At 68.7% G+C, this 20,489-nt stretch carries 25 protein-coding genes, 1 tRNA gene and 6 pseudogenes; 23 read left to right on the top strand and 9 right to left on the bottom strand.

Annotation, left to right across the window (positions count from 1 at the left end; genetic code table 11):
• Positions 1-26: 26 nt before the first annotated feature.
• A tRNA-Gly gene (locus QQK48_RS13485) sits at positions 27-101 on the top strand.
• Positions 102-206: 105 nt separating this feature from the next.
• Here the strand turns inward: QQK48_RS13485 and QQK48_RS13480 are convergent.
• From QQK48_RS13480 to QQK48_RS13470, 3 genes are read right to left on the bottom strand one after another with little or no spacing between them, the layout of a single operon-like run.
• Positions 207-1,184, bottom strand: a complete 978-nt coding sequence (locus QQK48_RS13480; protein WP_348523635.1) for an aldo/keto reductase — start codon at positions 1,182-1,184, stop codon at positions 207-209.
• Between the two features lie 60 nt (positions 1,185-1,244).
• Positions 1,245-1,664 carry a DUF1761 domain-containing protein gene (locus tag QQK48_RS13475; protein ID WP_284328784.1) on the bottom strand — a complete coding sequence of 140 codons (420 nt, stop codon included), beginning with the start codon at positions 1,662-1,664 and terminating at the stop codon, positions 1,245-1,247.
• 2 nt (positions 1,665-1,666) lie between these two features.
• Positions 1,667-2,131, bottom strand: a complete 465-nt coding sequence (locus QQK48_RS13470) for an SRPBCC family protein (protein ID WP_284328783.1) — start codon at positions 2,129-2,131, stop codon at positions 1,667-1,669.
• 457 nt (positions 2,132-2,588) lie between these two features.
• Here QQK48_RS13470 and cysK point away from each other — a divergent pair.
• Together cysK and epsC are read left to right on the top strand one after the other, a co-directional pair.
• Positions 2,589-3,525, top strand: a pseudogene (cysK, locus tag QQK48_RS13465) (cysteine synthase A).
• A gap of 18 nt (positions 3,526-3,543) precedes the next feature.
• Positions 3,544-4,197, top strand: a complete 654-nt coding sequence (epsC, locus tag QQK48_RS13460; protein ID WP_284328782.1) for a serine O-acetyltransferase EpsC — start codon at positions 3,544-3,546, stop codon at positions 4,195-4,197.
• 188 nt (positions 4,198-4,385) lie between these two features.
• On the opposite strand, the gene QQK48_RS13455 is transcribed toward epsC, so the two are convergent.
• The gene (locus QQK48_RS13455; protein ID WP_284328781.1) at positions 4,386-4,868 is read right to left on the bottom strand and encodes a Dps family protein; all 483 of its coding nucleotides are present in this window, start codon (positions 4,866-4,868) and stop codon (positions 4,386-4,388) included.
• Between the two features lie 99 nt (positions 4,869-4,967).
• On the opposite strand from QQK48_RS13455, the gene QQK48_RS13450 reads away from it, so the two are divergent.
• From QQK48_RS13450 to QQK48_RS13425, 6 genes are all read left to right on the top strand, one after another.
• Positions 4,968-5,501 (top strand): CoA-binding protein, encoded by a 534-nt coding sequence (locus QQK48_RS13450; RefSeq protein ID WP_284328780.1) that lies wholly within the window; start codon positions 4,968-4,970, stop codon positions 5,499-5,501.
• 37 nt (positions 5,502-5,538) lie between these two features.
• The gene (locus QQK48_RS13445; RefSeq protein WP_284328779.1) at positions 5,539-6,009 is read left to right on the top strand and encodes a GNAT family N-acetyltransferase; all 471 of its coding nucleotides are present in this window, start codon (positions 5,539-5,541) and stop codon (positions 6,007-6,009) included.
• Between the two features lie 158 nt (positions 6,010-6,167).
• Positions 6,168-6,428, top strand: a complete 261-nt coding sequence (locus tag QQK48_RS13440) for a hypothetical protein (RefSeq protein ID WP_284328778.1) — start codon at positions 6,168-6,170, stop codon at positions 6,426-6,428.
• Positions 6,397-6,801, top strand: coding sequence for a GNAT family N-acetyltransferase (locus tag QQK48_RS13435; RefSeq protein ID WP_284328777.1), 405 nt, complete (start codon positions 6,397-6,399; stop codon positions 6,799-6,801). Before QQK48_RS13440 ends, QQK48_RS13435 begins: the two co-directional genes overlap by 32 nt.
• Positions 6,802-7,117: 316 nt before the next feature.
• Positions 7,118-7,669, top strand: coding sequence for a GNAT family N-acetyltransferase (locus QQK48_RS13430; protein WP_284328776.1), 552 nt, complete (start codon positions 7,118-7,120; stop codon positions 7,667-7,669).
• Positions 7,648-8,166, top strand: coding sequence for a GNAT family N-acetyltransferase (locus QQK48_RS13425; RefSeq protein ID WP_284328775.1), 519 nt, complete (start codon positions 7,648-7,650; stop codon positions 8,164-8,166). Before QQK48_RS13430 ends, QQK48_RS13425 begins: the two co-directional genes overlap by 22 nt.
• Before the next feature lie 135 nt (positions 8,167-8,301).
• Here QQK48_RS13425 and QQK48_RS13420 read toward each other — a convergent pair.
• Positions 8,302-8,752, bottom strand: a pseudogene (locus QQK48_RS13420) (ribose-5-phosphate isomerase).
• A 78-nt stretch (positions 8,753-8,830) separates the two neighbouring features.
• Here QQK48_RS13420 and QQK48_RS20265 point away from each other — a divergent pair.
• The 3 genes and pseudogenes from QQK48_RS20265 to QQK48_RS20255 form a co-directional block, all read left to right on the top strand.
• A pseudogene (locus QQK48_RS20265) lies at positions 8,831-9,529 on the top strand (peptidase M13); the annotation flags it as partial.
• Positions 9,492-9,922: pseudogene (locus QQK48_RS20260) on the top strand (peptidase M13); the annotation flags it as partial. The pseudogenes QQK48_RS20265 and QQK48_RS20260, both read left to right, overlap by 38 nt.
• Positions 9,914-10,768: a M13-type metalloendopeptidase gene (locus QQK48_RS20255; RefSeq protein ID WP_431308428.1), complete on the top strand. Its 855-nt coding sequence runs from the start codon at positions 9,914-9,916 to the stop codon at positions 10,766-10,768. The pseudogene QQK48_RS20260 and the gene QQK48_RS20255, both read left to right, overlap by 9 nt.
• 276 nt (positions 10,769-11,044) lie before the next feature.
• Here the strand turns inward: QQK48_RS20255 and QQK48_RS13410 are convergent, their stop codons facing one another.
• From QQK48_RS13410 to QQK48_RS13400, 3 genes and pseudogenes are all read right to left on the bottom strand, one after another.
• Positions 11,045-11,170, bottom strand: coding sequence for a hypothetical protein (locus QQK48_RS13410; protein ID WP_284328774.1), 126 nt, complete (start codon positions 11,168-11,170; stop codon positions 11,045-11,047).
• Between the two features lie 305 nt (positions 11,171-11,475).
• Positions 11,476-12,579, bottom strand: a pseudogene (locus QQK48_RS13405) (ABC transporter ATP-binding protein); the annotation flags it as partial.
• Between the two features lie 77 nt (positions 12,580-12,656).
• Positions 12,657-12,947 carry a hypothetical protein gene (locus tag QQK48_RS13400; RefSeq protein WP_284328773.1) on the bottom strand — a complete coding sequence of 97 codons (291 nt, stop codon included), beginning with the start codon at positions 12,945-12,947 and terminating at the stop codon, positions 12,657-12,659.
• 72 nt (positions 12,948-13,019) lie between these two features.
• Between QQK48_RS13400 and QQK48_RS13395 the strand changes: the two genes are divergently transcribed.
• From QQK48_RS13395 to QQK48_RS13380, 4 genes are all read left to right on the top strand, one after another.
• The gene (locus QQK48_RS13395) at positions 13,020-13,937 is read left to right on the top strand and encodes a hypothetical protein (protein WP_284328772.1); all 918 of its coding nucleotides are present in this window, start codon (positions 13,020-13,022) and stop codon (positions 13,935-13,937) included.
• Positions 13,938-13,941: 4 nt separating this feature from the next.
• Positions 13,942-14,412: a tRNA (cytidine(34)-2'-O)-methyltransferase gene (locus tag QQK48_RS13390; RefSeq protein WP_284328771.1), complete on the top strand. Its 471-nt coding sequence runs from the start codon at positions 13,942-13,944 to the stop codon at positions 14,410-14,412.
• 168 nt (positions 14,413-14,580) lie between these two features.
• Positions 14,581-15,024: a hypothetical protein gene (locus QQK48_RS13385; protein ID WP_284328770.1), complete on the top strand. Its 444-nt coding sequence runs from the start codon at positions 14,581-14,583 to the stop codon at positions 15,022-15,024.
• A 97-nt stretch (positions 15,025-15,121) separates the two neighbouring features.
• Complete coding sequence (locus QQK48_RS13380; RefSeq protein ID WP_284328769.1) at positions 15,122-15,607, top strand: MarR family transcriptional regulator; 486 nt, start codon at positions 15,122-15,124, stop codon at positions 15,605-15,607.
• 21 nt (positions 15,608-15,628) lie between these two features.
• Here QQK48_RS13380 and QQK48_RS13375 read toward each other — a convergent pair whose 3' ends face one another.
• A complete protein-coding gene (locus QQK48_RS13375) occupies positions 15,629-16,948 on the bottom strand; it encodes an MFS transporter (protein WP_284328768.1) in 1,320 nt (439 codons plus the stop codon).
• Positions 16,949-17,112: 164 nt separating this feature from the next.
• Here QQK48_RS13375 and QQK48_RS13370 point away from each other — a divergent pair, with 164 nt between their 5' ends.
• The 7 genes and pseudogenes from QQK48_RS13370 (at position 17,113) to QQK48_RS21985 (ending at position 20,396) form a co-directional block, all read left to right on the top strand.
• Positions 17,113-17,733, top strand: a complete 621-nt coding sequence (locus QQK48_RS13370) for a hypothetical protein (protein WP_284328767.1) — start codon at positions 17,113-17,115, stop codon at positions 17,731-17,733.
• 71 nt (positions 17,734-17,804) lie between these two features.
• Entirely contained in the window at positions 17,805-18,122 is a 318-nt protein-coding gene (locus tag QQK48_RS22010; RefSeq protein ID WP_431308352.1) for a hypothetical protein, read from the top strand.
• Positions 18,109-18,408: a hypothetical protein gene (locus tag QQK48_RS22005; protein WP_431308351.1), complete on the top strand. Its 300-nt coding sequence runs from the start codon at positions 18,109-18,111 to the stop codon at positions 18,406-18,408. Before QQK48_RS22010 ends, QQK48_RS22005 begins: the two co-directional genes overlap by 14 nt.
• A gap of 62 nt (positions 18,409-18,470) precedes the next feature.
• The gene (locus QQK48_RS22000) at positions 18,471-19,031 is read left to right on the top strand and encodes a M1 family aminopeptidase (protein ID WP_431308350.1); all 561 of its coding nucleotides are present in this window, start codon (positions 18,471-18,473) and stop codon (positions 19,029-19,031) included.
• A complete protein-coding gene (locus tag QQK48_RS21995) occupies positions 18,928-19,407 on the top strand; it encodes a M1 family aminopeptidase (protein ID WP_431308349.1) in 480 nt (159 codons plus the stop codon). Before QQK48_RS22000 ends, QQK48_RS21995 begins: the two co-directional genes overlap by 104 nt.
• Positions 19,373-19,873 (top strand): annotated as a pseudogene (locus QQK48_RS21990) (ERAP1-like C-terminal domain-containing protein); the annotation flags it as partial. The gene QQK48_RS21995 and the pseudogene QQK48_RS21990, both read left to right, overlap by 35 nt.
• Before the next feature lie 55 nt (positions 19,874-19,928).
• Positions 19,929-20,396, top strand: coding sequence for an ERAP1-like C-terminal domain-containing protein (locus QQK48_RS21985; RefSeq protein WP_431308348.1), 468 nt, complete (start codon positions 19,929-19,931; stop codon positions 20,394-20,396).
• The last annotated feature ends 93 nt before the right edge of the window (positions 20,397-20,489 follow it).

The following is a 20,489-nucleotide window of genomic DNA, read 5'->3' as shown; positions in this document are numbered from 1 at the left end:
GCTAAGTGCGCTGGTCAGCCAGCGATGCGGGTGTAGGCTCAATGGTAGAGCCTCAGTCTTCCAAACTGATTACGCGGGTTCGATTCCCGTCACCCGCTCCACCACGCGAAGAGCGCCGGTCCCCCACCAGGGGCCGGCGCTCTTCGCTTTTCGGGCGCGTGCTCCCTGGCGGGACATGAGGGTCAGCAATCACGCGAAAGTGACCGTCATGTCCCGCCAGGGCGCCGGCAACCTAGGCCGATGCGTCGGTGAGCGCCTGCACCTCGTCGGCGGCGAGGGTGAGCCGCATGCCTGCCAGGAGCGCCTCGAGCCTGGCCTGCGTGGCGCGCGGACGCGATGGGAGCCGCGACGGTCGGCTGAGCCACCAGCCACGCGAGCGCGACCGACGCGACCGGCACCTCGTGAGCGGCCGCGACCTCGTCGAGCACCGCGAGCGCGCGCTGGCCGCGCTCATCCAGGTACTTGAGCGCCTCGGGCGCGCGCGGGCTGTGGGTGTCCTGATCCGCATCGCGGTACTTGCCCGTGAGGAATCCGCTCGCAAGGGCCCAGTACGGCAGGACGCCCAGTCCGTGGCGCTCGGCGGCGTCGCGAAGTTGTCCCTCGAAGCCGCGCTCAACCAGGTTGTAGTGCGGCTGGAGGGCGACGGGACGGTGCAGCCCGTTCGCGGCGACCGCGTCCATCCAGGCGTCGATCCGCTCGGCGGAGAAGTTGGAGATGCCGATCTCGCGGACGAGCCCCTGGTCCACGAGGGCCGAGAACGCGGCGGCGGTCTCCTCGATGGGCTCGTCGTGGTCGAAGTGCGCGTAGTACAGGTCGATGCGGTCGGTACCGAGGCGCTGCAGCGAGGCCTCGGCCGCGGCGCGGATGTTTGCTGCGGACAGCCCCGGGAAGTCGGCGTGCTGACTGACCTTGGTCGCGATCAGGACGTCCTCGCGGCGGCCGGTCGCGGCCAGCCAGCGCCCGATCATCTCCTCCGACTCACCTCCCGCGTGCCCGGGAGCCCACGCGGAGTAGACATCCGCGGTGTCAATGAGGCGCCCGCCCGCGTCGGCAAAGCCGCCGAGGACGGCGAACGAGTCATCCTGCCCGGCGGTCCAGCCGAGGACGTTGCCGCCCAGCGCGAGGGGTGCGTCTGCCAGGTCGAGTGAGCCAAGCGTGGTCGAGGTATCGGGAATCGCAGTCATGCCCGTCCCAACGGCCGGAGTGCCGCGCGGATTCCCGGCCACGGCTTCCCGGCACCAACGTCACATGAACAGCGCCAGCACCAGTCCTGACAGTCCAAGCGCCACCGTGTCGTGCAGGGTGTCGAGCGCCGTGACGCCGGGGTGGCGGACGGCGAAGCCGTTGTGAAGCGCGTGCGCTCCCCCACGGAAGACGAGGCCCACCACGGCACCGAAGGCCAGGCCCGAGCCCCAGTCATCGATTCCGAGACCCACCATGAGCACCGCCAGGAGGATCACCCCGAGGACGTTGGCGAGGATGGTCCCGCCGAACGCCACACCCATCGACGCGTTCTCGACGTCCGTGTTCTTGACGCGCGCGAGCCTGCTCCACAGCGGAAACTGGCCGGCGGGCGAGTAGTAGAACCATCCGAAGATGAAGGTCACGAGGAACGCGACCAGCACGCCCCACCAGGGCACTCCCTCAAAGGTCAGCCAGTCCATGCTCAGTTCCTTCCCTCCGCCGCTGTGGCGATGTCATCGAGGTCCTCGACCAGCGCCTTGCTCGTGGCCTTCATCGCGGTCTTGCCGAACACGGCCAGCATGAGGCGTTGGCCGAACCCCGGGTCCTCGGTCGCAGCCGAGAATTGCACCGCCAGCGTCGCCCCGAGATCCGAGGGCTCCAGGGTGAAGACGGTCGTATACAGCGCGCCGCCTGCGCGCGACTGCACCGTCGTGGAACGCGGCTCGTCGATGTCGGAGACCCACATCTCCTCGGTCTCGTCCTTGCCGAACATGCGCCGCGTCTCGCGCCACCGCACGCCCACCGTGTAGCCCTCGCCCTCAAGCCGCTCCACGGAGACGATGTTGCGCATCACCTCTGCCGCGCGGTCGAGGTCGGTGATCACCCGCCACACCGCCTCCGGGGCGGCGAGGATCTCCTTAGATACCTCGATCTTCTCGTCATTCATGACTGGGCTCCCCTCTAGCCGGCGACGCCGTTGTCGTCAGGCTCACACTAGCGTGGCGCTCCTCGGCCCAGCGCTCGCTGCCGCACGACGCGCGGCACGCGTATTCGGGCCCTCCATCGGCCGATGCGCGACTCGACCTTGCCGCCGCGCCAGCATCGGCGCTAGCCTGGCCGCACACGCACTCGGAGGGACCTCACCATGAGCAACGGCAGCGGCGTCGCCACGACGCTGTTCTCTGCCGCCCCGATGTGCCCCCAGCCCTCGAGCATGTGCTGCCGCATGTGCTGCGAGGGCTGCTGTCTGTAGAGCGCTGGCATCAGCGCCGAGGGCCACAAGGTCCCGGACGCCACCAAGCCGCCAGCGCTCGCCCCGCGCGGAATCGACACATTGTCGGCCGCGTTCCCACCCTGTGCCCGCCCCGCTGTGGGGCCTGCCACATCACTAGGAAGAGAGATCCATGGCCAAGATCTACGAGGACGCCACCGCCCTCATCGGCAACACTCCGCTCGTCAAGATCAACACCCTGACCGAGGGCGTCGAGGCGACCGTGCTCGGCAAGCTCGAGTTCTACAACCCCGCCAACTCCGTTAAGGACCGTCTGGGTGTGGCCATCGTCGACGCCGCCGAGGCCGACGGCTCCCTCAAGCCCGGCGGCACCATCGTCGAGGCAACCTCCGGTAACACCGGCATCGCGCTGGCGATGGTGGGTGCCGCCCGTGGCTACAACGTTGTGCTCGCCATGCCGGAGACCATGTCCAAGGAGCGCCGCGCCCTGCTGCGTGCCTTCGGCGCGGAGCCTCATCCTCACCCCCGGCCCCGAGGGCATGAAGGGCGCCGTCGAGGCCGCCAACAAGATCGCCGAGGAGCGCCCCGGCTCGATCCTCGCCCGCCAGTTCGCCAACGAGGCCAACCCCGAGATCCACCGCAAGACCACGGCCGAGGAGATCTGGGCCGACACCGACGGTGAGGTCGACATCGTGGTCGCCGGCATCGGCACCGGCGGCACCATCACGGGTGTCGGCGAGGTCCTGAAGGCCAAGAAGCCCGAGGTCCAGATCATCGCCGTGGAGCCCAAGGAGTCGGCAATCCTCAACGGCGGCGAGCCCGGTCCCCACAAGATCCAGGGCATCGGCGCGAACTTTGTGCCCGAGGTCCTCAACACCGAGATCTACGACGAGGTGTTCGACGTGGACTCGGAGACCGCCATCGCCACCGCGCGTGCCACGGCCCGCAAGGAGGGCCTGCTGGTCGGCATCTCGTCCGGTGCCGCCATCCACGCCGCCATCGAGGTTGCGAAGCGTCCCGAGAACAAGGGCAAGACCATCGTCGCGATCATCCCCTCGTTCGGTGAGCGCTACCTGTCGTCGGTGCTGTACGCCGACCTGATGGACTAAGAGGAGCACCGTCCCCGCATGACTGACCGCATCGGCCCCCTGGCGAGGGCAATCGAGGATGTGACGACCGCGCACTACCGCGACCCCGCGGCGCGCTCTCGTCTCGTCATCGCGCTGTCCTACCAGGGCGTCCACGCAGTGTGGCATCACCGCATCGCCCACTGGCTCTGGACGCACGGCCTGAAGACCTATGGCCGCCTGTGGTCGCAGCACGCCAGGCGTCGCACCGGGATCGAGATTCACCCCGGTGCGACGCTGGGCCGCCGCCTGTTCATCGACCACGGCATGGGTGTGGTCATCGGTGAAACCGCCGTGGTCGGCAACGACGTGTTGCTGTTCCACGGGGTAACTCTCGGCGGCACCACTATGAGCCCCGGCAAGCGCCACCCCACCGTCGGTGACCGTGTGGTGGTGGGCGCGGGCGCCAAGGTCCTCGGCCCGGTCCATGTGGGCTGCGATGCCCGCATCGGCGCGAACGCCGTGGTCGTCAAGGACATCCCCGACGGCGCCACCGCAGTGGGCATCCCGGCGAAGATCCGGGAGCACCCCAGCGAGCGCGAGGCGGGCACCGCCGCGTCCTCCATCGACGCGGGCGACTCGCACGTGCACCCCGATCCCGACGCCGTGCCGATCGCGTTTGAACAGCGCGAACCCGCCATGTACTACATCTAGTCGGCCGCCACGCCGGCCAGCCGGATGTGCCACACGCGGCTGCGTCGTGCCTGACAGAACAGGGGTTCAGTCGCTAGGGTGAGCGCAGAGCCTCGGCTCACCCCCGTGGCGCGCCCCCTCAGCCGCGCCAACGACAACGGGCCCCTCGCCTTCGCGGCGGGGGGCCCATTGTCGTCTCGGGTGAGGGCTTAGGACGCGAATGCCCTCAGCATCCACGCCGTCTGCTCGTGGAAGTTCAGGCGCGCGTTGTACAGGTCGCCCGTGGCGCCGTCACCTGCGGCATCGGCCGCCTCCGCGAGCGGCCTGATGGTGGCGGCCACCTTCTCGTGGTCGCGCTGAAGGTTCTTCACCATCTGCAGGGCGTCGTCGGTGGGCTCGTGGTCCTTGAGGGTCGCCAGTTCCAGCATCTCGGCCATCGAGCCGGGCGCGGTGTCGCCCAGGGCGCGCATGCGCTCGGCGAGCTCATCCGTCGCCGCGAACAGCGCCTGGTACTGCTCCTCCAGCATCAGGTGAAGGGAGCGGAAGTGGGGCCCGGTGACGTTCCAGTGGTACCCGTGCGTCTTGAGGTACAGGGTGAAGGTGTCGGCGAGGGTCTGCGCAAGACCGGCGTTGATGTCCTTCAGCGCCTTCTCGTCGATACCGATCGCGGGGGTGGTGGGCTCGTTGCTCATGTCAGATCTCCTTCTTCCGTCACTGGCACTGTCACGCGGCATAACGATGAGTACGGGGCCGGATATTCCGACGGCGCGGCCCAGCGCGGGGAATGGCCGATGCCCCGGTACGGTTTCGTCCTTATGAGCACCTTTGGCATCGAACCCGTGTCCTTCGAGGGCGCCTCCACGTGCCCCGCCCCCGCCCCAGGACATCTGCCCGCCGACGACGTGTTGGTGACCGCGCTCGCGGCCGCGAGGACGGTCGCCGTGGTGGGCGCCTCCCCCAGCGATCACCGCACGTCCTATGCGATCGCAGTGTGGCTCATGGAGAACACCCCGTACGAGGTGTTCCTCGTGAACCCTGTCGCCGTGGGTGAGGAGATTCGTGGGCATGCGTTCTACGCCTCGCTCGACGACCTTCCGGTGCGCCCCGACATCGTCGACGTGTTCCGCCGTTCCGAGCACGTGGGCCCCGTGGCGGCCGATGCGGTGGCCGCCCAGGCATCGGTGCTGTGGCTCCAGTTGGGCGTAGTCAACGACGAGGCGGCAAGCGTCGCACGCGACGCCGGCCTCACCGTGGTCCAGAACCACTGCCTCAAGGTCGAGTACGACCGTCTGCGTGACCCCATCGAGCAGACGATGGCGGGCTGACCCGCCGCCGATCGCTCCGCGGTGGAAGAATCGCCGCATGAGCATCCCTGAGGGCTATCGCCTGGTCTCCACCGACATCTCGCGCGCCCGCGAGGTGCTGCACGTCACTGGTTTTGCCTTTGGCTTCACGCCGCACGCCCAGGACGCCGGGTTCATCGACGCGACCTACCCGTGGGACGCGGGACGCGGCATCGAGGTGGTCGACGCGACCAGGGGAACCCCCGGCTCCCTCTCCGCGGCCCACGCGTCCTTCCGCTTCCGCATGGCCGTGCCCGGCCAGCGCTCGCTCGCGGTCGCGGGGCTCACCTGGGTGGGCGTCCACCCCGGGCACCGCAGGCGCGGCCTACTCAGGGCGATGATCGACGACCACTTCGCGCGGTCCCTCCAGCGCGGCGAGTCCGTCAGCGTCCTGTACGCCGCCGAGGCGGAGATCTACCAGCGCTTCGGCTACGGCCTCGCTGCCCGCGAGGCGATCGCCGAACTCGGGCGCGGCACCAAGGCTGCGTGACGTGGCAGGGGCCGATGACCTCATCGTGGAGATCGACTCGGCCTCGCTCGAGCGTCACGCACCGGTGATTCGCGCAGTGCAGGAGCGGATGACGCGCCCTGGTTCGATCGTCGAGTTCGGCGACGAGCCTGCTCGCCGACAAGTTCCTGGACTCGGAGGTGGAGCGCGGTGGGGCCGAGGAACTGCGCGTGGTCGTGGTCCGCGACGGCGAGGCTCCTCTCGCGTGGGCGCTGCTCAGCCGCAAGGAGGTGTGGAACATCGGCACGCCCGATGGCGTGGTCCAGGTGCGCGCCTGGGGTTCGCTCGAGCCGCGCGCGACGGTGCGGCTCATGCGTGTGCTGACCGATTTCGACCTCATGGCCAAGACCCAGGCTCGGTCGCTTCGCGATGGACGACGAGACGCTCCTGCTCGCGAGTGACCCGCGCGCCGCCCGCCCCAGCCTCATCGACAACGTCTGGGTGAGGATTCTCGACGTCAAGGCCGCGCTGGAGGGGCGAGGCTATGCCGCCGACTGTGACGTGACCATCGCGCTGACCGACTCCCAGGTGCCGGACAACGCCGGGACCTGGCGCATCGTCGTCGCCGGGGGCGAGGCCGCGGTCACGCGCACGGACAGCGCCGCGGACCTGAGCCTCAACATCCAGGAACTCGGCGCCGCCTACCTCGGCGGCACGTCCATCGCTGCCCTGGCGCGCATCGGCCTCGTGACGGCACACACGCCTACGGCGGTGGCCGCCTTGTCCGCCGCGATGCGCGGCGACCAGGACCCCGTCTCCAACCTCGGCTTCTAGGCGCGCGGCGACCCGCATCGGCCCACCGGGCAGGCACTGCACAACCCTCACGATTTCTTTACCGAGCCAAAACCTGAAAGGGTGGAACGCATGAAGAAGGCAGAGGGTTACCAGTCCATCTCCGTCCCCGAGGACCGACTCGACGATCTCTTCCAGGTGGTCCAGTGGGCCTTTGTCGGCGAATGGTTGCGCGAGGATCGACAGGATTACGTCGACGCGATCCCCGGCGACCGCGCCCGCGCACTTGAGGTCACGGACGCGCGTCGCGGCACCGAGGGCGAACTCGCCGCCGTCCACGCAAGGCTTCGGCACCGACATGATCACGCCGGGCGGCCGCCGCGTGCGCACCGCGGGCCTGTCGTGGCTGAGCGTCCACCCCGCGCATCGTCGCCGCGGCCTCATGACGACGATGATGCACGACCACTTCACGCGGTGCCTCGAGCGCGGCGAAGCCGTGAGCGCCCTGTACGCGATGGAGGCGGAGATCTACTCGCGCTTCGGCTACGGCATGGCGTCGCAGACCGTCAAGGCCTCGATCCCCCGCGGCTCGCGGATGTGGCCCGTCGCGGGCGCGGACGCGCTGACGGTGCGCCTGGAGCGCGCCGACTTCGACGCGCACGATCGCCTGGTGGCGGACCTGCAGGCGAAGGCTCACCCGCCCGGCGACCATCCTGAACCCGGTGGGTTCGGGGCGCAACGCGCGCTTCACCGACCCTGTCGGCAACCGCCACGGCTACGAGAAGTGGCGCATCGCCATCGTGGAGGACGCGGGCGAGCCCGTCGCGTACGCGTTCTTCCGTCGCAAGCCGGACTCCGAGCCTCGGCATTCACGACGGCGTCTGCCAGGTGCGCGAGCACGGCTCCCTGACGCCGGCCGCTTCGCAGCGGCTGTGGGCAACCCTCACGGACTTCGACCTGGTGGGCACCACGCACACCGAAAACCTCGCCACCGACGACCCGCTGCTGTATCAACTGAAGGACTCGCGCGGCATCCGCTCCAAGGTCATCGACAACCTGTGGGTGCGCCTGCTGGACGTGAAGGCCGCCCTGGAGGCGCGCGAGTACTTCCACGACTGCGCCGTGACCTTCGCCCTCACCGACAAGCACGTGCCCGCCAACGCGGGCGTGTGGCGCATCGACGTGCGCGGCGGTGACGCCGAGGTGACGAAGGTGTCCAACGACCCCCACGGTGCGGCCGACCTCTCGATGGACGCCCGTCACCTGTCCACGATCTACCTGGGCGGCACGTCAGTGGAGGCGCTCACCGCGGCCGGGCTCGTCCACGAGCACACACCGGGTCAGGCGCGTGAACTCGCGGTCGCGATGCTCTCCCCCGTCGCGCCGCTGACCAACTGGGACTTCTAGCCCTCCAGCGACTCCCAAGGTAGAGGGAGACGCATGTGGCCCATGTGACGCCCGCGAGAGCGGGATCGTTCACATGGGCCACAACTGTCGCGGCATACCTTGGGAGTCGCCGCGCGAGACGCGTCAGCGGCGGCGTCAGCCCTGCGGGCGGTACGCCATCATCTCGTCGATGCGACGCTGGTGGCGCGCGTCCTCGCTGAAGGGTTCGTGGATGAATGCATCGGCGATCGCGGTCGCCTCCGCTAGCGAGTGCATGCGGGCGCCGATCGAGCCGACCTGCGCGTCGTTGTGCTGGCGCGCGAGGCGCGCGGTCTCCTCGGACCACACCAGCGCGGCGCGGATGCCCGCCACACGGTTGGCGGCGAGCCTGCTCGCCATTGCCGGAACCGCCGATGACGATGCCAAGGTCACCAGCCGAAGCAAGGACCGCCTCCGCGGCATCGATGCAGAAGGAGGGGTAGTCGTCGAGGGCGTCGTATTCGTGGGCGCCGTGGTCGACCACTTCATAGCCTCCGTCGGCGAAGTGCTTCTTCAGGTGCTCCTTGAGCTCGTACCCGGCGTGGTCCGCGGCGATGTGGATGCGCATGCGCCCATCATGCCGCACCGCACACGCCCAGAGCGAAACGACCCCGCCGGCGTCGGGCCCCGCCCCTAGGGTGAGGTCATGGCACTGCATTCCGGCATCGATACTGACGAGTTCTCGCCGACGGTCCGTCCGGGCGACGACTTCTTCCGCTACGTCTCCGGCCCGTGGGAGGAGGCGCACGTCATTCCCGACGACCGCTCGGCCGACGGCAGCTTCTACACGCTGCGCGATGAGGCGGAGAAGCACACGAGGGCGATCATCGAGGCCGCGCCTGAGGACTCGCTCCTCGGCGCGCTGTACGCCTCGTTTATGGACGTCGGCCGCCTCGGCGCGCTTGGCACGCAGCCGCTCACGGCCGACCTCAACGAGGTCTCGGCAGCCACAAACCACGACGCGCTCGCCGCCGCCATCGGCCGCCTCCAGCGCTCCGGCGTCTCCGGCCTGGTGGGCTACTACGTGTTCGCCGACAAGATCGACCCTGACCGCAACGTGGTCTACCTGGGCCAGTCCGGCATCGGCCTGCCGGACGAGGCGTACTACCGCGAGGACTCCTACGCGGAGGTCCGCGACAAGTACGTCGCGCACATCGACCGCATGGCGGAGCTCACCGGTCAGTCGTTTGCGGGCGCCGACGTGCTCGCGCTCGAGACCGCCATCGCGAAGCACCATTGGGACGTGGTGAAGTCGCGCGAGGCCGAGCTCACGCACAACCCCACCACCCTCAGCGGCCTCACGGCCGATGCGCCCGGCTTCCCCTGGGCGGCGTGGGCCGACGCGATTCAGATGCCCGAGGCCGCGCACGAGGCTCCTCGTGGTCGGCGAGCCCAGCTACGTCGAGGCCATCGGCCGCCTGTGGGGAGCGACGGACCTCGACACCTGGAAGCGCTACCTCGCGTGGCGCATCGTCAACTCGCGCGCCGCCTACCTCACGGAGGAGATCTCGAAGGCAAACTTCGAGTTCTACGGCACCGTGCTCTCGGGCGCGCTGACCCAGCGCGACCGGTGGAAGCGCGGCGTGGGCTTCGTCGAGGCCGTCGCAGGCGAGGTCGTGGGCCAGGAGTACGTCAAGGAGCACTTCCCCCGGACCACAAGCGGCACATGGACGTGCTGGTCGCGAACCTCATCGAGGCCTACCGCGTGTCCATCCAGTCCCTGGAATGGATGACGCCCGCCACCCGGGAGCGCGCCCTCGAGAAGCTCGAGCAGTTCACGCCGAAGATCGGTTATCCCGAGAAGTGGCGCGACTACTCGGGACTGTCGGCCAACCCCACGGACCTGGTCGGCAACGTGCGCGCGTCCTCGGCATTTGAGGAGGACTGGGAGTGGTCGAAGATCGGCCAGCCCGTCGACCGCACCGAGTGGCTGATGACGCCCCAGACCGTGAACGCGTACTACCTGCCGATGGCGAACGAGATCGTGTTCCCCGCCGCCATCCTGCAGCCTCCGTTCTTCCACCCCGAGGCCGACGACGCGATCAACTACGGCGGCATCGGCTCCGTGATCGGCCACGAGATCGGCCACGGCTTCGACGACCAGGGCTCCAAGTACAACGGCCGCGGCGCACTCGAGGACTGGTGGACCGAGGACGACCGCACCGCGTTCATGGAGCGCGCGAACGCCCTCATCGCCCAGTACGACGGCTACTCGCCGAAGCAGGCTGAACGGCTCGCACCACGTCAATGGCGCCCTCACGGTCGGCGAGAACATCGGCGACCTCGCGGGCGTCGAGATCGCGCTCAAGGCATACGAGATCGCCTGGGACACCCCATCGACGAGGCGCCGGAGGTCGACGGGCTGACCGCCAAGCAGCGCTTCTTCATCGGCTACGCACTCACCGAGCGCATGGTGGTGCGTTCCGAGGCCCTCATCACGCGCATCGCGATGGACCCGCACTCCCCCAGCGAGTTCCGCGTCAACGGCATCGTGCGCAACATGAATGCCTGGTACGACGCCTTCGGCGTCACCGAGGGCGACGAGTTGTACCTCGCCCCCGAGGAGCGGGTGTCCATCTGGTAGCGACCAGGTTTACAGTGGTGCCAGGCCCCGCGGTGGGGCTGTTGCCGCGAGACGGGAGGCCACCTATGGCTGAGAAGACGAACATCGACCTGATCGACGTGACCGCGGATGACGCGGCCGCCGAGAAGACCGGCGGCTGCTGCGGCTCGGCTGCGGCTGCGGCAACTAGTCGACCCGCAACCTTCGAGACCCGGAAGGCGGGGCTGGATCCAGGAGATCCGGCCCCGCCTTTCGGCGTTTCCGGCTCCTTCCGCTCGGCCGCAACCGGGCCGCTGATTACGAGGCGCCCTGCTGGGCGGCGAGCCGCGAGTAGAGGCCATCCTGCGCCACGAGTGACGCATGCGTGCCCGAGGCGACGATGCGCCCACCATCGACCACGTGGATCACGTCGGCATCGGCCACCGTGGACAGGCGATGCGCCACGACCAAGGTGGTACGCCCCTGGGAGGCGCGGTCGAGCGCGGCCTGGACCACGCGCTCCGAGACCGTATCGAGTGCGCTGGTCGCCTCGTCGAGCAGCAGGACCGGCGGGTCCTTGAGCAGCACCCTGGCGATCGCGATGCGTTGCTTCTCACCACCCGAGAGCCGGTAGCCGCGCTCCCCACGACCGTCTCATAGCCCGCCTCGAAGGACATGATCTGGTCGTGGATGTTAGCCGCGCGGCAGGCGTCGACGAGCTCGGCGTCGGTCGCGTCGGGGCGCGCGTAGCGCAGGTTCTCCGCGATGGTGGAGTGGAACAGATAGGTCTCTTGGCTGACGACGCCGATGCGCTCGACGATCGACTCGTGGGTGAGGTGGCGCACGTCCTCGCCCGCGAACAGCACCGCGCCGGACGTTGCCTCGTGGAGCCTTGCGGCGAGATAGACGACGGTGGTCTTGCCCGCACCGGACGGCCCCACAAACGCGACCGTGCTGCCCGGCTCGGCCGTGAAGCTCACCCCGTCCAAAGTCGCGGGGCGCTCCTCACCGGAGTCGGGATAGCGGAACGTCACGTCGCGGAACTCGATGCGACCCATGGGTCCCGGCGCGACGGAGGCGTCGTGGGCATCGGCCGCATCCTGGATGGCCGGAGTCAGGTCGAGGTACTCGAAGATGCGGGCAAACAGCGCCTTCGACGTCTGGACCTCGAGCGCGACGCGCATCAGCGCCATCAGCGGGAACAGCAGCCTGCCCTGAATCGCGGTGAACGCCACCACGGTGCCAGCGGTGATCGTCGGCTCCATGCCACGGCCCGAGGCATCGGCGATCAAGAGGCCCGCGACGAGGTAGATGACCGCCGGAACAGAACTCATGATGACCGTGACGAGGCCGAAGAACCACTGCCCCGACATCGACAGCCGCACCTGCAGGTCGATCTGGTTGTCGTTCTCCGCGCGGTAGCGCTCCGACTCGAGCCGCTGACGGTTGTAGACCTTCGACAGCAGGATGCCGCTCACGGACAGCGTTTCCTGTGTGATGGCCGTCATCTCGGAGAGCGACTCCTGCGTGCGCGACGCGAGCCGCGCACGCACCTGTCCCACGCGTCGCTGGACCGTCACGAGTGCAGGCATGAGGATGACCGCCACCAACGTGAGTCGCCAGTCGAGCAGGATCATCGCCACGAGGGAGGCGAGCACGGTCACGGTGTTGCCGATGATCGACGACACGAACGTGGTGAGCACCCCCGAGACTCCCCCACGTCGTTCTGCAGCCGCGACTGAATGACGCCCGTCTTGGTACGAGTGAAGAACGCGAGATCCATGGACTGCAGGCTTGTCGAACAGGCGTGTGCGCAGGTCACCCGTGACGCGGTTGCCGACCGACGCGGTCACGTACGTCTGCCACACGCCGAGCGACGCGGTTGCGACGAAGATGACGATGACGACGCCCACGAGTTCCGCGAGCAGTCCTAGGCGCGGGCCGGCCGCGCCAGGGGAAACAGCGCGTCGTCAAAGATGCGCTCGATGAGCAGCGGAGGCACCACGGCGGCCGATGCCGTCACGACCACCAGGACGGCCGTCAGCGCGAGCGCGGCTCGGTACGGCCGAAAAAGAGCAAGGACCCGGCCCCACAGATTCGGGATCTCGGGGGCATCGGCGTTGGCGGCGCGTTGGGCAGCCTCGTCGCGCCCGGAGATGCCTCGGGGTCCCCCGCCCCCAAGCGCTGCGCGGCGCGATCCGGGAGGGGCGGGAGTGCTCATGCGCAGAGCCTAGTTCGCCAGCGGCCCACCCCTTCCCCTGCGCGATGCGTGCCACCCGGCTAGCCTGCCGAGGTGACCGATCCCGCCTCCTCCCCCAGCGAGCCGAGCGCCGCCACCTCTGCCCTGGCCTCGGTGCTATGCGGGGTGGTGGCCGCTGGCATCGGCCTGCTGCCATGGTGGGTGGAAGGGATCACACTTCCGCTCCAGAACATCTGGGCCACCGAGACGATGCCCGGTGCCATGCCGCTCGCCCTGTTGCCGTTCAGCCAGTACTACGTGACAACCATCGCGGCGATGCTCGTCATGGGCGGAGCGGTCGCGGGAGCCGCTCAGCGGTGGCTGTTGGACCGTTGGGGCGCGGGTCGGCGAAACCTCGTCACCACTGGACTCGCCGCGACCCAGGTGGTGTGTGTGGCGCAGGCGGCGGTCGTGACGGGCGGTGGGCTCGAGGACTCGTCGCGCGCCTCGGTGTATCTCGCAGGGCTCGTTCTCGCTGCGCTCGTGAGCGTCGCTACGTCGGTCCTCGTGCAGCGCGGGCTCGCGGGCCGGGGACCCGCCGCCGTCATGCTCGGCGCGACGGCGGGAGCATTGGCACTCGGCATGTGGATCTCCGCGTTGGTCGCGGCGACGTGGGGGATCGCAGGAACGCCGCCCTCGTGGCTGTACGGACTCGCGACATGGCTTCCCAGCGTCATCGTCGGAGTCGCCCTCGGCGTCTGCGGGGTGGCGACGGTGCGCCGTGCCGTGGGCGCGGCGACATCGCTGCTGGCGCTGTGGGCCCTTCCCGCGCTGGCGACGGCGCTGTCGTATGCGGTGGGCTCGCGCATCTACCTCCAGAATCCTGCGGAACTGGTGCCGGCCGGCCTGCAGGTGCTGGGCATGGCACTCGGACCCAATGGCGGCGCTCCCCAGCGCGTCCTCATCGCTGTCGCGGTGGGCGTCACGACGTGGGCGGTGCGCCGGACCTTGGCGCGGCGTGCGGGACACTAGGGGCATGTCTGCCGCACCTCACATCGCGTACTTCGAGCCTCGCATTCCGGAGAACACGGGCGCAGCGATTCGTCAGTCGGCCGTGACCGGGTCGCCGCTCCACCTCATTGAGCCGCTCGGGTTTGACCTGAGCGAGCCCAAGCTCAAGCGTGCAGGCCTCGACTACCACGACCTCGCGACGGTCACGGTGCATCCCTCGTTCGAAGCGTTCCTGGCGTCGATGCCTGACTCCCGCGTGTTCGCCTTCACCGCGAGCGCGACGACCGTCTACTCCGACATCGCATACCGGCCGGACGACGTTCTCCTGTTTGGCCCCGAGCCCACGGGCCTTCCAGAGGACGCGATGGCTCATCCCCGCGTCACGGACCGTGTGCGCATTCCGATGCTGCCCGGCCGGCGTTCGCTGAACCTGTCGAACTCGTCGGCATTGGTCGTCTACGAGGCGTGGCGTCAGGCGGGCTTCGCGGCCGACTGACCCCGCGCGCACCGACTCGCGCCTTGCTAACGTCCACACATGACTCCCCCGCGCCTTGCTCCTACCGTGCGTGTCGTTTCCGCCGGTGCGGCGGGGATCGTCGTCCTGGCCGGCTGCACGGCGGGCGCCAAGGGCACCGATGAGATGGTCGCCGAGGGGGAACGTGTGGTGGCGATCGCCGAGCAGGTAGTGCCGGCGATCGCGGCCCACCTGGACCTCACCATCGCCGACGCCCGGGCGGACCCGGCCACCGGCGGCGGCTTGGAGGGCGCTGCCCCGACATTTGCCTTCGAGGTCGACGGCAAGTTCGTGGGTCCACTGCCAGCCCAGTCCAGCCTTGAGTCCGCGATGGAAGCCGCTGGGTTGGTTGACCTGACGACAGTGCAGATGAACGGCACCCAGGGCGCGGACAGGGATCCCTTCGCGATCGGCCAGGACGAGTCCGGATCGGTCCAGGTCAGCGTCACGCTGGTCGCCGGCCTCGCAGACGATGGCCTGAAGTTCTCGGTGCTGTCGCTCGATCAATTCACCGTCTCGGGCGAGGCTGTCGACGAGTACTTCCCTGGCCTCGTTCCCTCGCTGGACCCATCCCTGGCTGCGTCCGCGTCGTAGCCGCGGCGTCGTCCCCAGGCTCACGCCTGCATCGGCCATCTCCACCTCCCCTGGTAGGGGGACGGTTGCCTCGTCGCGATTACTTAACGTCTTCACTATGTACGACGAGAACACCCCCGCCCTGAGCTCCCGCGCGCCACTTCTTGAGGCCGTGCGACTGCTGCAGACGCAGATGAGGGACGCCGCAGCGGCCGTGGCGCCCGACCCGATCTCGTTCATGACCCTGTACCAGGCGTTCCTGTTCCAGCACATCGCGCGGGCACCCGGCGGGCTGCCGCTCGCCACGCTCGTCGAACGGCTCCAGACGAGCGCCGCAGCCGTGTCCCAGATGGTGGACCGCATGGCGCGCAAGGGCCTGGTCGACGTCGAGCAGCACCCCAGGGACGGGCGCTGCAAACTCGTCGTCCCCACCGACCGCGGGTACCGCGACTACGACTGGGCCATCGGTGCGGCAACACGCCACGACCAACGATGGCGGCTCGCCACCGCCCGGAGCGCCGACGAAGCCCCTAGCATCGACGACTACGTCGCCTCCGGCATGGCACTGTGGCGGTGGGAACGCCGCCGCGTTCCGATGCGGTAGCGCTCCGCTACTCGAGCGCTCCTACGCCACCGGGTGGCGGTCGTCGTAGTCGCGGAAACTCACGCCGGTACTGGCACGGCGCACACGAGTCACCACCGCGATCAGGACCACTATCACCAATCCGCCAAGCAGCGGCGGGCACCACAGACCCACCGCCGTCGCGAGCACACCGGCATACATGTCGCCGATGCGCGGGCCGCCCGTCACGACCACCACGAAGATGCCCTGCAAGCGACCGCGCATCTCATCCGGCGACGCCTGAATGATCATCGTCTGGCGGAAGATCGAACTGACCTCATCGGCCGCGCCGAGACCCGCCATCGCGACTCCCAGCAACACCATCGCCGGCCAGTAGATCCCTGCCCATCCGGGCGCAGCGTCGTGGTCAACGAGTCCCATCACGAGCACCACCACACCAAACACGACCGCAAAGCACCCGAAGACGGTGATCGCCCTCGCGATCGCCACACCGTGCCGGTGCACGTGCGCCACTGGCCCCGAGAACAACGAGACCAGGATGGTGCCCACAGCACCCGCCGCCGTCAGTGCCCCGACCGTCAGCGACCCACCACCGACCACCGTCGCGCCCAGCGCAGGGAAAAGCACGTAAGGGCGCCCAAACGTCATCGCAATCACGTCCACGATGAACGACATCCGAATGTTGGGGCTGCGCCCTAAGAATGCAGCGCCCTCGCGCAGCATGCCCCAGCCCGCCTGCGCCTGTTCACCGAGTCGCGGCAGTGCCGGCAACGACCACACTCCCAAGAACCCTGCCGTGAACAGCACCGCATCGACCGCGAACGTCCATGCCAGCCCCGCCGAGGACGCAAGGATCCCCGCCGCCGCGGGGCCGAGCGTCAGCGCAGCCCCAAACGCAATGCCGTTCAGCGCCGTCGCCCTCGACACCAGGTGAGGCGGCAGGATCCGTGCCACCACCGACCCACGCGTCGTGCTCGAGATGGTGGCGGCGACGGCGTTGACGGTGGTGACGACGTAGAACGGCCACACCGGCGCGTGTCCACCGTGAGCGTGCGCGGCGGCATCCCATACGGCGAGCAGCACGAGAGCAAAGGTTGATGCCCACGCCACCAACGACGAGGCAACCGCGAGACGGCGCCGGTCAAAGACATCGGCCAGCATGCCGCCCCACAGGCCTGCCACGATCATCGGCACCAGCGCAAAGCCACCCACCAGGCCCACCGCAAAGGTCGAGTCCGTGATCTCGTAGATCTGCAGACCCACGGCCACGACAGTCATCTGGGCCCCGATGCCAGACACGGTGCCGCCGATCCACAGGCGCGCAAACGCGGGTGAATGCTTCAACGGCGCGAGGTCAACCAATCGACGCTTCCTCGCGGGAGATGGAGACCCCGTGGCCTGCGGCTCGTCGGGTGTCACCGCCGCAGTCTAGGCGAGCCGCACGAGGCTCACACGCCACGCCCTGTGCCCCAAAGCGAGACAGAACGGACAACCGGAACTAGCCTGACGCGTGAAGGCACCGGCCGATGATGGCCGGAGGGGAGGTGCCGATGCGAGGGGCTCGGTGGCGCGTGTGCGTCGCGGGCATCGTCGTGCCCGCGGTGGCCGCGCTGTGCCTGACGGGCTGCTTGCACGGCCCAGGTGAGTTCATCCCGTCGCCCCCTCCGCCGCCTCCGACCGTCACCACCGCCCCACCCGAAGGCTTCGTGGAGCCCGCCACCGTCGATCTCGAGCCGTGCTCGCTACTGACACCCGAGGTCATCGCGGACGCCACGGGCGAGGTCCTCCAGCCCGCACCGGTCGCCATCCCCACCGGCGACGCGCATGCTGCCGAAGTGCTCGGGTGCCGGTGGACCGACGACGACGGACACGAGGTCTCGGTACTCATCGACCCGACCATCACCGACATCGATGACTTCTTTCTCCAGGCAAGCGCCGATGCCGCCGCAGCGGGCCAGCCCGTCTCACGTCTCGATGTGAACGGTGCGGACCTCGCCTTTGGCGGCGAGAACGACGACTTTGCGGCCGTGGCCGTGGTTATCGATGGCGTGGTCCACCAGGTCATCTACATCGCGCCTCGTCACCCCGACAGGCTCGGGTCAGCGCTGGCACTCGCGCAGTCCGTGGTGGCCGCGGTCGCTCCCTGACGCCTGTCTCGTTCGCCGAGAGCCGACGCTCCGATGCGCACCATTCATGGCCCCCGTGAGAAGATCCCCTCATGCCTGGTACCAACCTCACGCGCGCCGAGGCCGAGGCCCGCGCCGCCATCGTCTCCACCGAGACGTACACCGTCGAGCTCGACCTCACCACCTCCGAGGAGACGTTCCACTCGACGACGACGGCCCGCTTCTCCGCCACTGCCGGAGAGTCGACCTTCATCGACCTCATCGCGCCCACCGTCCACCGGATCGTCCTTAACGGCACCGAACTGGACCCCGCGGAGCACTTCGTGGACAGCCGCATCTTGCTGCCGAACCTCGCCGAGTCGAACGAGGCTCATCGTCGAGGCCGAGTGCGCGTACATGAACACCGGTGAGGGCCTGCACCGCTTCGTGGACCCCGAGGACGGCGAGGTGTACCTCTACAGCCAGTTCGAGGTCGCCGACACGCGCCGCATGTATGCCGTTTTCGAGCAGCCCGATCTCAAGGCGGCGTTCACCTTCACCGTGACCGCCCCCGACCACTGGCACGTGCTGTCCAACAACCCCGGCACCTCGACGCCCGTCGACGGCACCATCGAGATCGCGGGCACCGAGCGCGGCAAGCCTGCGCTGGGACTTCACCGAGACGGTCGCTCCCCTGCTACGTCACGGCGCTCGTAGCCGGCCCCTACCACGAGGTCGAGGGCACCGTCACGTCCCGCAAGGGCGAACTGCGCGCGAACGTGTATTGCCGCAAGGCCCTCGCGCCCTACCTGGACGCTGACGTCATCCTCGACGACACCCAGCAGGGCTTCACGTTCTACGAGGACAAGTTCCAGTACGACTACCCCTTCGAGAAGTACGACCAGATCTTCGTCCCCGAGTTCAATGCGGGCGCCATGGAGAACGCGGGTTGCGTGACCTTCCTCGAGGATTACGTGTTCCGCTCCAAGCCCGCTCAGGCACGCGTCGAGCGCCGCACGGTCACCGTGCTGCACGAGCTCGCCCACATGTGGTTCGGCGACCTTGTCACCATGAAGTGGTGGAACGACCTGTGGCTCAACGAGTCCTTCGCCGAGTACGCCTCGACGGTCGCCACCGTGGAGACCACGAAGTGGAAGAACAACTGGGTCACGTTCAACGCGCTCGAGAAGACGTGGGCCGCGCGCCAGGACCAGCCTGCCGTCCACACACCCGATCATGGCGGACATCAAGGACCTCGAGGATGTCGAGGTCAACTTCGACGGCATCACCTACGCCAAGGGCGCCTCGGTGCTCCGACAACTCGCCGCATGGGTCGGTGAGGACCAGTTCTTCGCCGGAGTGGCCGAGTACTTCCGCAAGCACCACCACTCCAACACCACGCTCAAGGACCTCCTGGTCGAACTCGAAGAGACCTCGGGACGCGACCTGTCCGGCTGGTCCCAGGTGTGGCTGGAGAAGGCAGGCATCACGACCCTGCGCCCGGCCATCGAGGTGGACTCGAACGACGACATCGCGGCCTTCGCGGTGCTGCAGGAGGTGCCCGCCGAGTGGCCCACGCAGCGCCCTCACCGCCTCGGCATCGGCGGCTACGACGTGGTGGTCGACGACACCGGCGTGACCCGCCTCGAGCGCTCGATGTACGTGGAGATCGACGTCAGCGGTGAGCGCACCGACGTGTCGGAGCCTGGTCGGTAAGCACCGCCCCGCCCTTCTCCTCATCAACGATGGCGACCTCGCCTACGCGAAGGTTCGCCTCGACGAGCAGTCGCTCGCGACCGCGGTCGAGCACGTGGGCGCCTTCGCCGACCCGCTGGCTCGCTCGATGGTGCTGACGGCAGCGTGGGACATGACCCGCGACGGCGAAATGCCCGCCCGCCAGTACATCGACCTGGTGCTGAAGAACATCGGCCGCGAGTCCGAGTCGACCACCATCATGGTGCTGCTGCGCCGCCTGGCGACGGCCCTCGCGTTGTACGTGCACCCGGTGCACGAGGGCGACGCCGCCCAGCACGTCGCGGAACAGGCTGTGGAAGCTCGCCATCGAGGCGGAGCCGGGCTCGGACAGCCGCTCCAGTTCGTGCGCGCCTTCGCCGCCCACGCCCAGTCCGACCTTCACCTGGACAACCTCCAGGGCCTCATCGACGAGAAGCTCCACCTCGAGGGTCTCGAGATCGACAAGGACCTGCAGTGGGACCTGCTCATCGGCCTGGTCGCCGGTGGCCGTGCGGGCGACGTGGCGATCGAGCCGCAGGCTCGCCAAGGACGGCTCGGCCTCGGGCCAGCGCCGCGCCGCACACGCCACGGCCGCGATCCCCACGGTCGAGGGCAAGCGCGCCGCGTGGGACTCGCTCGTCAACGCCGAGAAGGACCTCCCGAACGCCCTGCAGTTCGAGGCGACCGCCGGGTTCGGACACGTGCACGACACCGCCCTGCTCGAGCCGTACGTCGACGAGTACTTCGCGTCGGTGCGCCGCATCTATGCGGACAAGACCAACGAGATGGCCACCAACCTGATCGAGGGCCTGTACCCCGCCGAGCTCGCCGGCCGCGTCGCTGACCTCCAGGACAAGGCCGATGCGTGGCTCGCCGAGAACGCCGAAGCGCATGACGCACTGAAGCGCCTCATCATCGAGGGCCGCGACGGCGTGCGTCGCGCCCTCAAGAACCAGGAGCGCGACTACTAAGTCCGCGTCTCACCCACCGCGTGATGGGGGCGGCCCACCCGGGCCGCCCCCATCACGCGTTTCGGGCCGATCCATCGGCCGCACACGCGCGGC

Source organism: Demequina litorisediminis, assembly GCF_030161615.1.
In the GTDB taxonomy this organism is placed as follows: Bacteria; Actinomycetota; Actinomycetes; order Actinomycetales; family Demequinaceae; genus Demequina; species Demequina litorisediminis.
This window is presented reverse-complemented; position numbering and strand designations above follow the sequence as displayed.